The organism is Streptomyces sp. NPDC048424 (assembly GCF_040651555.1).
Taxonomy (GTDB): domain Bacteria; phylum Actinomycetota; class Actinomycetes; order Streptomycetales; family Streptomycetaceae; genus Streptomyces.
Map to the genome: position 1 here is coordinate 14,957 of NZ_JBEZKE010000051.1, position 14,789 is coordinate 29,745.

The 14,789-nt window shown below is 72.6% G+C and carries 14 protein-coding genes; 7 read left to right on the top strand and 7 right to left on the bottom strand.

Annotation, left to right across the window (positions count from 1 at the left end):
* Positions 1-7: 7 nt before the first annotated feature.
* Together cpaB and AB0D29_RS36875 are read right to left on the bottom strand one after the other, a co-directional pair.
* Complete coding sequence (gene cpaB, locus AB0D29_RS36870; protein WP_362860224.1) at positions 8-712, bottom strand: Flp pilus assembly protein CpaB; 705 nt, start codon at positions 710-712, stop codon at positions 8-10.
* Between the two features lie 48 nt (positions 713-760).
* Entirely contained in the window at positions 761-1,651 is an 891-nt protein-coding gene (locus AB0D29_RS36875; RefSeq protein WP_362860225.1) for a hypothetical protein, read from the bottom strand.
* A gap of 373 nt (positions 1,652-2,024) precedes the next feature.
* Here AB0D29_RS36875 and AB0D29_RS36880 point away from each other — a divergent pair, with 373 nt between their 5' ends.
* On the top strand, positions 2,025-3,722 hold the full coding sequence (locus tag AB0D29_RS36880) for a glycosyl hydrolase family 18 protein (protein ID WP_362860226.1): 1,698 nt from the start codon (positions 2,025-2,027) through the stop codon (positions 3,720-3,722).
* Between the two features lie 124 nt (positions 3,723-3,846).
* Positions 3,847-5,178 (top strand): M14 family metallopeptidase, encoded by a 1,332-nt coding sequence (locus AB0D29_RS36885; RefSeq protein WP_362860227.1) that lies wholly within the window; start codon positions 3,847-3,849, stop codon positions 5,176-5,178.
* A gap of 63 nt (positions 5,179-5,241) precedes the next feature.
* On the opposite strand, the gene AB0D29_RS36890 is transcribed toward AB0D29_RS36885, so the two are convergent.
* Positions 5,242-5,679, bottom strand: a complete 438-nt coding sequence (locus AB0D29_RS36890) for a RidA family protein (RefSeq protein WP_362860228.1) — start codon at positions 5,677-5,679, stop codon at positions 5,242-5,244.
* The gene (locus tag AB0D29_RS36895) at positions 5,676-6,428 is read right to left on the bottom strand and encodes an IclR family transcriptional regulator (protein WP_362860229.1); all 753 of its coding nucleotides are present in this window, start codon (positions 6,426-6,428) and stop codon (positions 5,676-5,678) included. Before AB0D29_RS36895 ends, AB0D29_RS36890 begins: the two co-directional genes overlap by 4 nt.
* A gap of 199 nt (positions 6,429-6,627) precedes the next feature.
* On the opposite strand from AB0D29_RS36895, the gene AB0D29_RS36900 reads away from it, so the two are divergent.
* From AB0D29_RS36900 to AB0D29_RS36910, 3 genes are read left to right on the top strand one after another with little or no spacing between them, the layout of a single operon-like run.
* The gene (locus AB0D29_RS36900) at positions 6,628-7,914 is read left to right on the top strand and encodes an alanine racemase (RefSeq protein ID WP_362860230.1); all 1,287 of its coding nucleotides are present in this window, start codon (positions 6,628-6,630) and stop codon (positions 7,912-7,914) included.
* Positions 7,915-7,924: 10 nt separating this feature from the next.
* Positions 7,925-9,538, top strand: a complete 1,614-nt coding sequence (locus tag AB0D29_RS36905) for a D-aminoacylase (RefSeq protein WP_362860231.1) — start codon at positions 7,925-7,927, stop codon at positions 9,536-9,538.
* Positions 9,539-9,561: 23 nt separating this feature from the next.
* A complete protein-coding gene (locus AB0D29_RS36910; protein WP_362860232.1) occupies positions 9,562-10,578 on the top strand; it encodes a YdcF family protein in 1,017 nt (338 codons plus the stop codon).
* A 67-nt stretch (positions 10,579-10,645) separates the two neighbouring features.
* Here AB0D29_RS36910 and AB0D29_RS36915 read toward each other — a convergent pair whose 3' ends face one another.
* Entirely contained in the window at positions 10,646-11,995 is a 1,350-nt protein-coding gene (locus tag AB0D29_RS36915; RefSeq protein ID WP_362860233.1) for a carbohydrate-binding protein, read from the bottom strand.
* 184 nt (positions 11,996-12,179) lie between these two features.
* Here AB0D29_RS36915 and AB0D29_RS36920 point away from each other — a divergent pair, with 184 nt between their 5' ends.
* Positions 12,180-12,365, top strand: coding sequence for a hypothetical protein (locus AB0D29_RS36920; RefSeq protein ID WP_030034983.1), 186 nt, complete (start codon positions 12,180-12,182; stop codon positions 12,363-12,365).
* 190 nt (positions 12,366-12,555) lie between these two features.
* Here the strand turns inward: AB0D29_RS36920 and AB0D29_RS36925 are convergent, their stop codons facing one another.
* On the bottom strand, positions 12,556-13,503 hold the full coding sequence (locus AB0D29_RS36925; protein WP_362860234.1) for a LysR family transcriptional regulator: 948 nt from the start codon (positions 13,501-13,503) through the stop codon (positions 12,556-12,558).
* Positions 13,504-13,609: 106 nt separating this feature from the next.
* Between AB0D29_RS36925 and AB0D29_RS36930 the strand changes: the two genes are divergently transcribed.
* Positions 13,610-14,056 (top strand): nitroreductase/quinone reductase family protein, encoded by a 447-nt coding sequence (locus AB0D29_RS36930; protein ID WP_362860235.1) that lies wholly within the window; start codon positions 13,610-13,612, stop codon positions 14,054-14,056.
* A 30-nt stretch (positions 14,057-14,086) separates the two neighbouring features.
* Here the strand turns inward: AB0D29_RS36930 and AB0D29_RS36935 are convergent, their stop codons facing one another.
* A complete protein-coding gene (locus AB0D29_RS36935; RefSeq protein WP_362860236.1) occupies positions 14,087-14,440 on the bottom strand; it encodes a hypothetical protein in 354 nt (117 codons plus the stop codon).
* Positions 14,441-14,789 lie beyond the last annotated feature (349 nt).

The window sequence follows — 14,789 nt, forward strand, 5'->3', positions numbered from 1 at the left end:
TGATGCCTCACTTGTCCCCGTCGAGGGTGTACGTACGGTCGCCCGGGGCGGGTGCCGAGTCGGTGCCGGGGGCCACCAGGGCCAAGCGCACGTGTTCCGCGAAGGACTCGGCGTACGCGACGCGCTGGGTGTCCTTGGTGTTCAGGGCGAAGGTGATCGGGACCGCCTCGGCGGGGCCCTTGCGGTCGCTGTCCTTGGATTCGAGGGCGGTGAGCCGGCCGACGCCCAGGACCCGGGCGTTGGCGACGATGATCACCGACCGCGAGGGGTCGGTGTCCTTGGCGCCCTTGAAGGTGGCGATGATGTTGACCTTGGCGCCGGAGGTGATCTTGCCGGCCACACCCGTCGCCGCGTCGATCATGATGGCGATCTCCTGCTCGCCGGGCTGGAGCTGCGGACGGTCGACGAACATGTCCGCCTGGAGCAGCGAGCCCTTCTTCAGGGTGGTGAGCGCGATCTTGTCCTTGAGTGTGCCGAGGTCGGTGACGGCGGTCTCGGACAGCCAGCGCTTGGGGATCCTGACCTCCTCGAACTGCCCGGCGGCGAGCGGGCTGTACGGCGCTATGTCGCCCTTGGCGCGGTAGGCCACGACCTCGGCGCCGACCTTGGAGTTGACGTCGCCGATCACGACGAGGACTCCGGCGAAGGCGCCCAGGGCACACAGGACCGACAGGAGCAGCAGGATGACGCCGCGGCGCTGGCGTGAGTTCATCGGTCTTCCTACCTCGCCGTTCTTCGTTCGTTCGCAGGTGTCGGTCGGTCAGGGTCTGGATCGGGCGGTGCTCGCCGGGGGCGGTGGCGCGGCGGGCGCGGCCGTGAGCGGGGCGGCGCAGAAGCCGCAGCGGTCGCCGATGAGTTCGAGGCCGCACCAGCGGCACTGCTCGCGGCGGACCGAGGCGACCAGCTGGTAGAGCACGGACAGGTCCGGGATGCCGGCGGCGAACTCGACGAGCTTCTGGGTGCCCCACCAGCCGGGCGAGCCGGCGGGCAGCGGGTTCTCCAGGACGCCCTGCACCTGCCAGGCGGGGGCCAGTTCGGCCGTGACCCAGTCGGAGGTGAGCTGGCCGCGGGCGAAGGTGAGCTGCGTGGCGAACCCGGGTCCGGCGGGCACCGCCGCCGACGCCTGCGCCCCGGCGGCCCCGAGCTTGGCCAGGTGCGGCGTCGGGTGGGCCAGTACGGCGAACTGCGCGCTCGGCGACCAGGACCTGGCGTGCGCCCCCAGCCCGACCGGGACCCGGACCCGGTCGAGCTTGGCGACCGAGCCGAGCAGGGCGCCCGCGTAGACGTAGTGGGACAGCAGCCGGGCCGCGGAGGCGATGATTCCGGGGCTGAAGTCGCAGACGCTGAGCTGGCGCAGCTGACGGACCAGCAGGGCCGTGCCCAGCGGCGGCAGATCGATGCCGAGGAGCGCGATCCGGTCGGTCTCCAGGATGGCGCGTACGGTGTGCAGCCGCTGGACGGTCGCGCGCGGGAGCCAGGGCGGCACGAGGGCCACGAGGTGGCCGTGCCGCTCCAGCAGCGCGCTGGTCTCGGCGAGCGCGCCCGCCAGGTCGAGCTGCTCGGGCGGGTGCAGTACGGCGGCCCCGGGCGTGTGCCGGTCAGGGGCCGGAAGGACCAGATCGGCGCTGGTGACAGCGATGGCGGTCGGCACGTGAATTCCCCCGTTCCCCCACGTTCACCCCGTGTGCCACGGGCCCGTCGCGCGCTGGACGCGAAGACGCCGCGCACGCGCACGTCCTGCGCGACCGCAAACGATCGACGAGCTTCCCCCTTGCCTCAGCACCATATCCGCGTCACCCCAGGCGGGGCAGGGCCTTGCCAATTCCCGTACGGCCGCCCTCTGTCACAGGTGGCGGGAAACCCGGACAACAGGGATCGACCCTTCGGTCATTTCAAGCCACATCGCAAAGACTCTTGACACGGGGATTGGTCTGGACCAACTTGGCAGCGCACGCCTTGAGTCGGACCCACCCCACCCGGTCCCCCTCCCCCTTCTCCACCTTCCTCCCCCCACCGGAGCCCACGTGAACCGCATACGCTCCCTCGCCTTCCCCCTCGCCGTCACCCTCACCGCGGGCGCCCTGACGGCCCTCGCCGCCGGTACCGCACAGGCCGTGGACGTCAACGTCGCCCGCAACGGCGGCTTCGAGTCGGGTCTCGCCAACTGGTCCTGCACCGGCGGAACCGGCGCCTCCGTCTCCTCGCCCGTCTACGCCGGAGCCGGCGCCCTCAAGGCCACCCCGGCCGGACAGGACAACGCCCGCTGTAGTCAGACCGTCACAGTCAAGCCGAACTCGACCTACACGCTCAGTACGCAGGTCCAGGGCAGCTACGTCTACCTCGGCGCGACCGGGACCGGCACCCAGGACGTCTCCACCTGGACCCCCGGATCGGGCGCCGGCTGGCAGAAGCTCTCCACCACCTTCACCACCGGGCCGAGCACCACCCAGGTCACGGTCTACACGCACGGCTGGTACGGCCAGCCGGCCTACGTCGTCGACGAGTTCAGCGTCTTCGGACCGGACGGCGGAGGCGGCACGGACCCCGGCCCGAGCATCCCCGGAGCCCCCGCCGGGACCGCCGTTTCCGGCCAGAGCGCGAGCGCTCTCACCCTTTCGTGGAACGCGGTCGGCGGGGCCGCCGGCTATTACGTGTATCAGGACGGCGTCCGCGTCCAGACCGTCACCTCGGGCGCCTCCACCCAGATCACCGGGCTCGCCGCCTCGACCTCGTACTCCTTCCAGGTGAGCGCGTACAACGCGGCGGGCGAGGGCCCGAAGTCGGCTGCGGTGACCGGCACGACGACCGGCGGCGGGAACCCGAACCCGAACCCCTCGGTCCCCAAGCACGCCCTGACCGGCTACTGGCAGAACTTCAACAACGGCGCGACCGTCCAGAAGATCTCCGACGTCTCCGCGCAGTACGACATCATCGCCGTCTCCTTCGCCGACGCCACCACCACGCCCGGCGCCATCGCCTTCAACCTCGACTCGGCCGGCCTCGGCGGCTACACGGTCGCCCAGTTCAAGGCCGACATCGCCGCGAAGAAGGCGGCCGGCAAGTCGGTCATCCTCTCCATCGGCGGCGAGAAGGGGACCATCTCGGTCAACGACTCGACCTCCGCGAACAACCTCGCGAACTCCGCGTACGCCCTGATGCAGGAGTACGGCTTCACCGGCATCGACATCGACCTGGAGAACGGCCTCAACCCCACCTACATGACGCAGGCGCTGCGCTCGCTGTCCGCCAAGGCCGGCCCGTCGCTGGTCATCACCATGGCCCCGCAGACGATCGACATGCAGTCCACGCAGGGCGGCTACTTCAGGACGGCGCTGAACATCAAGGACATCCTCACCGTCGTCAACATGCAGTACTACAACAGCGGCTCGATGAACGGCTGCGACGGCAAGGTCTACTCCCAGGGCTCGGTGGACTTCCTCACCGCGCTCGCCTGCATCCAGCTGGAGGGCGGCCTCGACCCCTCTCAGGTGGGCATCGGCGTCCCGGCCTCGCCGAGCGGCGCGGGCAGCGGCTACGTCTCCCCGACCATCGTCAACAACGCCCTGGACTGCCTGGCCAGGGGCACGGGCTGCGGGTCCTTCAAGCCGTCGAAGACCTACCCGGGGCTGCGCGGTGCGATGACATGGTCGACCAACTGGGACGCCAAGGCGGGTAGTGCTTGGTCGAACTCGGTGGGTCCGAAGGTCCACGGGCTCCCGTAGGCGGTACGTGTGGGGGTGGCCGGATCGGTTCGGCCCGCGCGGCGGGTCCTTGACCGGGACATGCCATGAGAGCACGCTGTGCGCGTCCGCACGGCTACCCCCACACTCCCACCCAGGAGAACGCATGCGGCTCCATACCCGCCGGAGGGCCGCCGTCACGGCGGCCCTGCTGGCGCTCGCGCTGGGCGCACCCGCCTACGGCATGAGCGCGACGGCATCGCCACCGCCCACCCCGTCCACCGCCACCCAGGACGAGGCCATCGTCCAGTACCGGATCCACGGCCCCTCCACCCCCGCCGACCGCACCGCCCTGCTCCGTACGGGCGTCTCGATCGACGAGGTGGACGACCACACGGTCGTGGTCAGCGCGGACACCATGCAGGCGAAGAACCTGCGCGCGCTCGGTTACCGGCTCACCGCGCTGCCCGGGCCGCCGGACCGCTCGCTGCCCGGCATCGCGGCCAGCCCGATGGACTTCCCCTCGGCGGACGCGAAGTACCACAACTACGCCGAGATGAACACGGAGATCGACCAGCGCATCGCCCAGTACCCGGGCATCATGAGCAAGCGGGTGATCGGGAAGTCGTACCAGGGCCGCGACCTCATCGCGATCAAGATCAGCGACAACGTCGCGACCGACGAGGCCGAACCCGAGGTGCTCTTCACCCACCACCAGCACGCCCGCGAGCACCTGACCGTCGAGATGGCGCTCTACCTGCTCAAGGAGTTCGGCTCCAAGTACGGCACCGACTCCCGGGTCACCAACGCCGTCAACGGCCGCGAGATCTGGATCGTCCCGGACCTCAACCCGGACGGCGGCGAGTACGACATCGCCACCGGCTCCTACCGCTCCTGGCGCAAGAACCGCCAGCCCAACAGCGGATCCTCGTACATCGGCACGGACGAGAACCGGAACTGGAACTACAAGTGGGGCTGCTGCGGCGGATCCAGCAGCAGCAAGAGCTCCGAGACCTACCGGGGCGCGGCCGCCGAGTCGGCGCCCGAGGTGAAGGTCGTCTCGGACTTCGTCCGCAGCCGGGTGATCGGCGGCAAGCAGCAGATCAAGGCCGCGATCGACTTCCACACGTACAGCGAACTGGTCCTGTGGCCCTTCGGCTGGACCTACAACGACACCGCCCCGGGCCTGACCGCCGACGACCTCGCCGTCTACAAGAAGATCGGCACGAGCATGGCGGCGAGCAACGGCTACACGCCGGAGCAGTCGAGCGACCTGTACATCACCGACGGCACGATCGACGACTGGCTGTGGGGCAACCAGAAGATCTTCGCCTACACCTTCGAGATGTACCCGGAGAGCGGCGGGGGCGGCTTCTACCCGCCGGACGAGGTGATCGACCGCGAGACCGCGCGGAACAAGGACGCCGTCCTCCAGCTGCTGGAGAACGCGGACTGCATGTACCGCTCGATCGGCAAGGAAGCGCAGTACTGCGCGTAGCCCGCACGTGAACGGGGCGCCCCGCCGCCAGGGGGGCGCCCCACCCGCATGTCCGGCCGCGGCTCAGCCGAGGACGGCGAGGGCGTCGATCTCGACGAGCAGCCCGGCCGGCAGGCCCACGTACACGGTGGTGCGGGCGGCGGGGGCCTCCTTCAGGCCCTGCTCCTCGAAGTAGGCGTTGTAGATGCCGTTCATCTCGGCGAAGTGCCCGGTGTCGGTGAGGTAGACGCGGATCATCATCACGTCGTCCCAGCTCGCGCCGCCCGCCTCCAGTACGGAGCGGACGTTCTCCAGCGTCTGGAGGGTCTGCTCGCGCAGCGTCGGCCCGGCGGGGGTGGGCGGCTGCCCGTCGACGTGCGGGAGGAAGCCGACCTGGCCGGCGACCTGGAGGATGTTCCCCTTGCGCACGCCGTGCGAGAACTTCGCGGGCGGGACGGTGTGGGTGTCCGGGGTGATGGCGGTCTTCGCGGTGCCTGCGCTGCCTGCGGCGTTCGTGGTCACGTTCTCTCCTGTGCTCCTGAATAGTCCTGGCTGATGGCATCGGCGGTACGGAGGACCTGCGGCAGCAGTTCGAGGAGTCCCTCGGCGGAGACGACCACGCCGGGCGCGGAGACGGACAGCGCGGCGACGACCCGCCCGTCCGGCCCGTGCACGGGCGCGCCGAGGCAGTTGAGGGACTCCTCGTGTCCGCCGAGGTCGGTGGCCCAGCCCTGCTCGCGCACGAGGTCCAGCTCACGGAGGAAGGCGGCGGCGTCCGGGGTGGAGCGGGGGGTGTAGCGGGGGTACTCGATCCGCTCGGCGAGGGCCCGGCGCTCGGCCTCGGGCAGGTCGGCGAGGAGCAGCTTGGCGACGGCGGCCACGGTGAGGGGGACGGGTCTGCCGATGCGGGAGTACATGCGGACGGGGTAGCGGCTGTCGACCTTGTCGACGTACACGACCTCGTCGTCCTGGTGGAGGGCGAGGTGAACGGTGTGGCCGGTGGTGCGGTTGAGCTCGACGAGGTGGGGGTGCGCGATCTCCCGGACGTCGAGGTTCTCGATGGCCTCGGCGGCGAGCGCGAAGAGCCTCGACCCCAGTCGGTAACGGCCGTCGGGCTGGCGGTAGACGAAGCCGTGCTCGTCCAGCGTGCGCAGGAGGCGCAGGGCGGTGCTCTTGTGTACGCCGAGCTCGTCCGCGACTGCCCCGAGGGGGGCCGGGCCCTTCGCGAGCAGCGGCAGGACCGCGAGTGCCCGTGCCACGGACTGGCTCATTGCTCGTCCCCTTCCGTACGCGTCCGGACCGACCCGGCTCCGCCGGGCCCCGGGCTCCGCCCGGACCCGCGCCTCGATCGCCGGCGGGGCTTGGTTTGCGGCGCCGCGCGTTGACCCGCCGTCACCCGGGATGTTAGACAGCATGCAGCGGCATACGCAACGACCGTTGCACACCACGCAACCTCCGGGAGGCACCCGCATGGCCAGCGCCAGCGACCCCGTCCAGGACCTCGCCGACGAGCCGGTCGACCACCGGTTCAAGGGGCTCCCGCCGGACGCCCAGACGCAGGGCCTCACCGTCGGGCAGCTCGCCGCCCAGCGACGGGACCTCCACACCGGCGGCTTCACCACGCCCGTCCTGACCCTCGACGCCGACGCGCTGGAGCACAACCTCGCCGCGCTCGGCGCCTACGCCGCCCGGCACGACCTCGCCTTCGCCCCGCACGGCAAGACCTGCATGGCCCCGCAGCTCTTCCGCCGCCAGCTGGACCACGGCGCGTGGGGCATCACCGCGGCCGTTCCCCACCAGGCCCGCGTCTACCGCGCCTTCGGCATCCAGCGGATCTTCCTCGCCAACGAGCTCGTCGATCCGGCCGCCCTGCGCTGGGTGGCCGGCGAGCTCGCCGCCGACCCCGACTTCCGCTTCGTCTGTTACGTCGACTCCGTGCGCGGGGTCCACCTCATGGACCGGGCCCTGCGCGACGCGCCGGCCGTCGTCGACGTCGTCGTCGAGCTCGGCGCCGGCGAGGGCGCCCGTACCGGGGCCCGTACCGAGGAGGACTGCCGCGCCGTCGCCGACGCGGTCGCCGCCACCGCCACCCTGCGGCTGGTCGGCGTGGGCGGCTACGAGGCCGAGGTGCCCGAAGCCGACCCGGACCGCGTCCACGCGTACCTGCGCCGGCTCACCGCCCTGGCCGTCGAGTTCGACAAGGCGGGCCGGTACGCCGCCGACCTCGAGGAGATCGTCGTCAGCGCCGGCGGCTCCGCCTGGTTCGACGCCGTCGCCGACGTCTTCGCCGAGCTCCCGGAGCTGTCCCGCCCCACCCTGAAGCTGCTCCGCTCCGGCGCGTACGTCTCCCACGACCACGGCTGGTACACCCGCCTCACCCCCTTCAACCGCCACCCCGAAGAGGGCGGCCTGCGCCCCGCGTTCCGGCTGTGGACCCAGGTCGTCTCCCGGCCCTCCCCCACCCAGGCCTTCGTCAACGCGGGCAAGCGCGACATCGCCTACGACCTGGGCCTGCCCGAGGCCGAGCTGGTCCGCGACGCCCTCACCGGCGTCGAACGCCCCGCCACCGGCATCCGCGTGGTCAAGCTGTCCGACCAGCACGCCTGGCTGGAGACCGGCTCGGCCGACGACGTACAGGTCGGCGACTGGGTGGCCCTCGGCATGTCCCACCCCTGCACGATCTTCGAGAAGTGGCCGCTGATCCCGGTCGTGGAGGCCGACGGCACCGTCACCGACTACGTCCGCACCTTCTTCTAGGAACGGACCGGTGGACCTGGTCATCCGGGGGGCCCGCGTCGTCGACGGCACGGGCGGGCCCTCGTACACCGCGGACGTCGGCGTCCACGAGGGCCGGATCGCCGAGATCGGCTCCCTCCCCGGGGGCCGCCGGACGCTCGACGCGCACGGCCTCGCCCTCGCGCCCGGCTTCGTCGACATGCACGCCCACAGCGACCTCGCCCTGCTCCGCGATCCGGACCACAGCGCGAAGGCCGCCCAGGGCGTGACCCTCGAAGTCCTGGGCCAGGACGGCCTGTCGTACGCGCCGGCCGACGACCGGACCCTGGGCGAGGTGCGGGCCGCCATCGCGGGGTGGAACGGCACTGGGGACGACATCGACTTCGACTGGCGCACGGTCGGCGGCTACCTCGACCGCCTGGACCGCGGCTTCGGCGGCGAGGGCATCGCCGTCAACGCCGCCTACCTCGTCCCGCAGGGCACCGTCCGCGCCCACGTCCTCGGCTGGGACGACCGCCCCGCGACCGCGGCCGAACTGGACCGGATGCGGCGGCTCGTCGCCGACGGCCTGGCCGAGGGCGCCGTCGGCATGTCCTCCGGCCTCACCTACACCCCCGGCATGTACGCCTCCGGCGCCGAACTGACCGAGCTGTGCCGGGTGGTGGCGCGGTACGGCGGCTACTACTGCCCGCACCACCGCTCGTACGGCCACGGCGCGCTCGCCGCGTACGCCGAGATGGTCGCGCTGACCCGGGAAGCGGGCTGCGCCCTGCACCTGGCCCACGCCACCATGAACTTCGGCGAGAACGAGGGCCGCGCCCCCGAGCTGCTCGCCCTGCTCGATTCGGCCCTGGCCGAGGGCGCAGACATCACCCTCGACAGCTACCCGTACACCCCCGGCTGCACCACCCTCGTCGCGCTCCTGCCCAGTTGGGCGAACGAGGGCGGACCGGAGGCGGTCCTGGCCCGCCTGCGCGACGACGCCCAGGCCGGGCGGATCCGCCACGCGCTGGAGGTGGAGGGCGCGGACGGCTGCCACGGGGTCCCCGTCGACTGGTCGACGGTGGAGATCTCGGGCGTCGCCGATCCCGCCCTCGCCCCGTACGTCGGCACGCGCGTGGACGGTTGGGAGACGGCCCGCCGGCTGCTGCTGGACGACCGCCTCGCGCCGACCGTCCTCCAGCACGTCGGCCACGAGGAGAACGTCCGGGCGATCATGCGCCACCGCGTCCACACCGGCGGCTCCGACGGCATCCTCCAGGGCGCGAAACCGCACCCGCGCGCCTACGGGACCTTCCCGCACTACCTCGGGCACTACGTCCGCGAACTCGGCCTGCTCTCCCTGGAGGAGTGCGTGGCGCACCTGGCCGGCCGCCCCGCGGCGCGCCTGCGCCTGCCCGACCGCGGCCTGGTCCGGGTGGGCCACCGCGCCGACCTCGTGCTCTTCGACCCCGACACGGTCGCGGCCGGGTCCACGTACGAGCGGCCGCGGGCGCTGCCGACGGGCATCCCGCACGTCCTGATCGACGGACGCTTCGTCATGCGCGACGGGCGCCGGACGGACGTGCTGGCCGGGCGTTCGGTGCGCCGGACGGACGTGCCGGCCGGGCGTTCGGTGCGCCGCACCGCTCGGGATCCTCGGTAGATCAGACGCCTACGATGGGCGGCATGGTCGCCTTCGCCCTCGCCGCCCTGCTGTTCCTCGCGTTCTGCATAAGCGTCCGGCAGGACCGGCGCCGCTTCAGCAACGCCGTGCTCCTGGGACTGACTTTCCTCAGCGCCTGCTCCGCGCTGTTCCTCCAGGTGGGCAAGCTGCCCACCTGGGCGGCCGTCACGGTCGCCGTGTTCGCCTTCGCATCACCCGCGTTCGGCGTCCTGGCGCTGGGCGGCTTCCTCGTCCGCAACGGCGTGACCATGGTCCGCAAGGAGGGCCTCCGGCCGGCCAACATGCTGTCGATGCTCGCGGGCCTCGCGATCTTCGCGCTGATCGCCCTGCTGGTCCTCGTCGGCGTGGTCGGCTCCCCCGTACTGGGCGGCATCGCCGGAACGCTCACCGTGGTGGCCGGATACGTCTCCTTCGTCTTCTTCTGCTTCCTCGGCTACGCCTTCCTCTACGGGCGGATCAAGGTGCGCGGCGACGTCGACCACGTGGTCATGCTGGGCTCGGGCCTGATCGGCGGGGACCGGGTACCGCCGCTGCTGGCCTCGCGCCTGCGCAAGGGCCGGCAGATCTACGAGGGCCAGCTGGCCCGGAGCGGTCGCCCGCCCGTGCTGCTCGTCTCGGGCGGCAAGGGCTCGGACGAGAAGGTCGCGGAGGCCCGGGCGATGGCGGACTGGCTGATCGCGGAGGGCGTGCCGGCGGAGCACATCGTGCTGGAGGACCGGTCCACCACGACCGAGGAGAACATGCTCTTCAGCAAGGAGCTCATGGAGGCGCACGATCCGGCCTACCGGTGCGTGGTGGTCACCAACAACTTCCACGCCTTCCGGGCCGCGATGCTGGCGCGCAAGACCGGCGTCAACGGGCAGGTGCTGGGCTCCCCCACCGCGAAGTACTACTGGCCGAGCGCCACCATCCGGGAGTTCGTCGCGGTCTTCTGGGAGCACCGGACGGTGAACCTCTCGATCTGCGGCCTGCTGACCGTGCTCGGCGCGCTCGGCACCCTGGCCGCGGTCCTCGTCTGACCCCGGGCACGCGGAGGTGCCGTGACTCCCCCCTTGGCAGCCACGGCACCGGCACGCTCCCGTGCTGCTACAGGCGCTGCCACAGGGCCGGGACGTTCGGCGGCTCCCAGCCCGGCTGCGCCTGGTGCCCCTGGATGCAGCGGTAGCTCGCGCCGCCGTGGGTGACGGTGGCGCCGGCCGCGTAGACGGTGCCCGCCTTCCAGGTGCCGCCCGGCTCGGGCTCGCCGGGGCCGGGGCCCGGGCCCGGGTCGCTGCCGGTGACCTTGAGGGTCAGTCCGTACGCCGACAGGATCGGGTTCAGCGGCTGGAAGAAGGTGGTCCCGCCGCTGGAGCAGTTCCCGGAGCCGCCCGAGGTGACGCCCTGGGCCTGGCTCCCGGAGATGTAGGAGCCGCCGGAGTCGCCCGGCTCGGCGCAGACCGTCGTACGGGTCACCCCGGAGATGGTGCCCTCGGGGTAGGTGACGCTGGTGCCGTGCTGCTGGATCGTGCCGCAGTGCCAGCCGGTGGTCGAGCCGGATCGGCACACCGAGGCCCCGACCGGCTGCAGTACCGAGCCCGTGACCTGCACGTTCGCACCCCCGCTGCCCTTCACGTACGGGGTGGAGGCCCACTGGGTGTTGGCGGCCACCCAGGCCATGTCGTTGCCGGGGAAGACCGAGGCCTGGAAGGAGCCCTGCGCGACCTGGTTGAAGCCACTGGTGGTCGTGCCGGCGCGGCCGCAGTGCCCGGCGGTGGCGAAGCCGTTCACGGTTCCCTTGGTGACCGGGAAGCCGACCGAGCAGCGGCCGCTGCCGTTCATGTAGTACGCGTCCCCGCCGCGCAGGTCGTAGAGCGGACGCGGGGCCTCGGCCGTACGGACCACCGTGACCAGGGCCGCGTCGGTTCCGGTGGCGGCCAGCAGCCGCGCCGCCGCGCCCGGCTCGGCCTCCTCGACGACCAGGGTGTTGGAGCGCGGGTCGACGTACCGCACGGGGGTCCCGGTGGTGGCCGCCCGGTCCAGGGCCGCCTTGGCGGAGTCCAGGTCGGCGAGGGCGCGGGTGACGAGCTTCGCCTCGGCGCCGGTGGCCCGTATCGCGGCGGTGTCGGCGGCGCGGGTGGTGGCGACGGTGAGGGTGGCGGCGTCGGCCCCGTCCACCCAGGCCCCGGCGAAGGCCGCACCGAGCCGGTCCCGCAGCCGGGCGGCGGTCGCCCCCGCCTCGGCCTCGTGCGCCAGTCGGGCCTTGGCCTGCGTGGGGGTCAGGCCGAGGTCGCGCTGCATGGCGGCGAGCAGCTCGGGCGGGGCGTCGGCGGTGCGCAGGGTGGTCGCCGCCGAGGGGGCCGCGGGGGCGGAGTCGGCGGTGGCGCCGCCCGTCCCGGCCAGCAGCAGCCCGGCGGCGGCCAGGGCGGTACACGCCGTGCGGGCGTGTCGCTTGAGCATGGGGGATCTCCTCGGTTTCCGGGGGCGTCTGCGGAAACCGTAGAAATCCGAACCGGCGTACGGGAGCTGCCGGTTGGCCCCTCCCTCGGTGCTATGCCCGCGGCGTCGCGGGCGCCGAAGTGCGTTCATGGGCCGGCGGTCGGAGTATGGGGCCAGGGGAAGGGGAAACCGTAGGAGGTACGCGATGGTCAGTGAACCCGACGAGCAGCCCACACGGTCGGACCGCCTCTTCACGGGCGGGGAACGGCCGTACGACCCCGAGGACCTCGTGATGGCGACCGGCCACGACCCGACTCCGGAGCGGGTCGAGAAGGCACGCAAGCTGATCGAGAAGGAAGGCCCGCAGGTCATCGAGCGCTACCTGCCCTAGGCAGACCAGCACCCAAGGCTGCCCGGATGCCCCCGCCCTTGCCGGGGGCGTCCGACCTTGCCGGGGGCGTCCGCGAATTCCAGCCCGGCCGCACCACTCCAGCCCCGCCGCACCACTCCAGCCCCGCCGGCGTTTGAGGCGCGGGGTCCGGGGCGGAGCCCCGGCAGCGAAGCCGCGGCCGGGCGACGGGCTAGGCCGCAGACCACGGCAGCGCGGGCCGCAGCCCCCCGCCCGCCCTCGCCAGAGCCTCCGCATGCGCGGCCCGAGCCTGCTCCAGCACATCCGCGGCCCGGGCGGCAGCCCGCCCGGCGGGGTGCCAGCCCAGCAGGTGCCGCCACACCAGCGGCGTCCCGGCCAGCGGCCGCGTCACCACCCCCGGGGTCGCCGGGAACGTCGCCCGGCACAGTCCGACCGCCCGCCCGACCTGCACCAGGTGCACGCACGACGCCGTGTCCGTCTCGTAGACGCAGGCGGGCGTGAACCCGGCCCGCACGCACGCCGCGGCGAAGCAGTCCCCGAAGCACCCGTCCCCCGGCACGTCCGCCCAGGCCTCGGCGGCCAGCTCGGCCAGGTCGACCTCCTCGCGCGGGGCGAGGGCCAGCGGATGGTCCTCGGCCAGCATCACGTGCACCGGATCCCGCGCCACCTCCATCCAGGCGAGCCGCCCCGGCTCGGGCGGCGCGCTCTCCCCGCATACCCCGACCAGCGCGAAGTCGAGCCGCCCGTCGGCGACGCCCCCGGCGACCTCGCGCTCGGACCAGGAGGTGTACGTGGTCACCGGCACCCCGGGCTCCGCGCGCGCGAGCCGGTCCACGAGGCCGCCGAGCAGCGGGCCGTGCGTCCCGCCGAGCCGGTGGCCGTGCGCCCCCTGCCGGGCGAACCGCTGGGCCTCTTCCTGCAGCTCGCACACGGCGGGCAGCAGTACCCGCGCCCGCTCCAGTACGAGCTCCCCGAGCGGGGTGGCCCGTACGCCCTCCCGCCCGCGCACGAACAGCGTCCCGCCCAGTGCCCGCTCGATGCGCTTCAGCTGCGTGCTGAGCGCGGGCTGCGCGAGGCCGAGGGCGGTGGCGGCCCGGGTCAGACTCCCGGCGTCGGCGACGGCCCTGACGATCTTGAGGTGCCTCAGCTCCAGATCCATGCGTCGAGCTTGGTCCAGACCTACAAGGGTGCGCTACGGGTCGTGCGCATCCAGAATCGTTAATGCTCGTTAGCCGCCAGGGGGCCACGACCCTAAGGACAGGTAAATGCACGCACTCGATGTCGACTGGGAACACCCCACGGACCCGCGACCCGGCCCACGGCTCGACCACGTCCGCGCGTACGTGACCACCGCGGGCGCCGACGGGCACCTGTGGCACGGGGTCCCCACCCTGCTGCTCACCACGGTGGACCGCCACACCGGCCGCACCGTCCGCACCCCGCTGATCTACGGCGAGGACGCGGGCCGTTTCATCGTCCTGGCCGCCGGCCACGGCGCCCCGGACCACCCCCGCTGGTACCGGAACCTCACGGCCCACCCGGAGGTCCGCCTCCAGGTCGGCGCGGCCACCGTCAAGGCGACGGCGCGCACGGCCACGCCGGAGGAGCGGGAGACGTACTGGGACATGATGACGGCCCTCTGGCCCCCGTTCGAGGACGACCAGAGGGCCGCCCGGCCCCGCGAGATCCCCCTGGTGATCCTGGAGGGGTAGCGCGGACGGGGCCGCGGACGGGGCCGGGAGCTACGCGGCGGGCTCGAACTTCACCGAGCGCACTTCGAGGTCGTCGCGCGCCGGGTTGCCGTTCGCCCGGAGCCGGTACTCGGCGCCCGCGCAGTTCGCCCCCTTGTAGACGATCACCGCGGCGTCGGTCCGGTTGTGCGGGCCGTAGCCGGGCTGCACCTCGTCGTCGCCGACGGCGTACAGGTTGATGCACTTGCCGCTGTGCGGGTCGTGCAGCACGACCTTGTGCTCGAGTCCGAAGCCGTCGACGTACTTGTAGGAGAAGTCGCCGGTGGCGGCCAGCGCCGACGTCGGCAGGGACAGGACCAGGGCGAAGGCGGCCACGGCGGTGGCGGCGGCATTGCGGAGCTTCATGGGGAGGAATCCCTTCCGAGGGGGCGGGGGCATGCGGGCACGACCCTAGGAGGACGGAACGGGGCGAATCGATCCTCCAAGATCGCTCGGCGTGGCGCGGGTTGCCTCCGGCGGTTCGGCAGGGGCGGCGCGGGCCGTCTGCCCCGCGGGTTGGCTGCACCGCGACTTGGCTGCGCCGCTCGGGCGGGATACGGAGGGGGCCGGTTGTGACGGGGCCGGGCGCCGGTTGGCTGCGCCGCTCGGGCCGGGTGCGTGGGGGCCGGTTGTGACGGGGCCGGGCGCGCGCCGGGGTGTCTCCTCGGACGTCGAACGTGTCGGGAGGTCGGAGAGCTCGGCGGCAGTGCGTTCG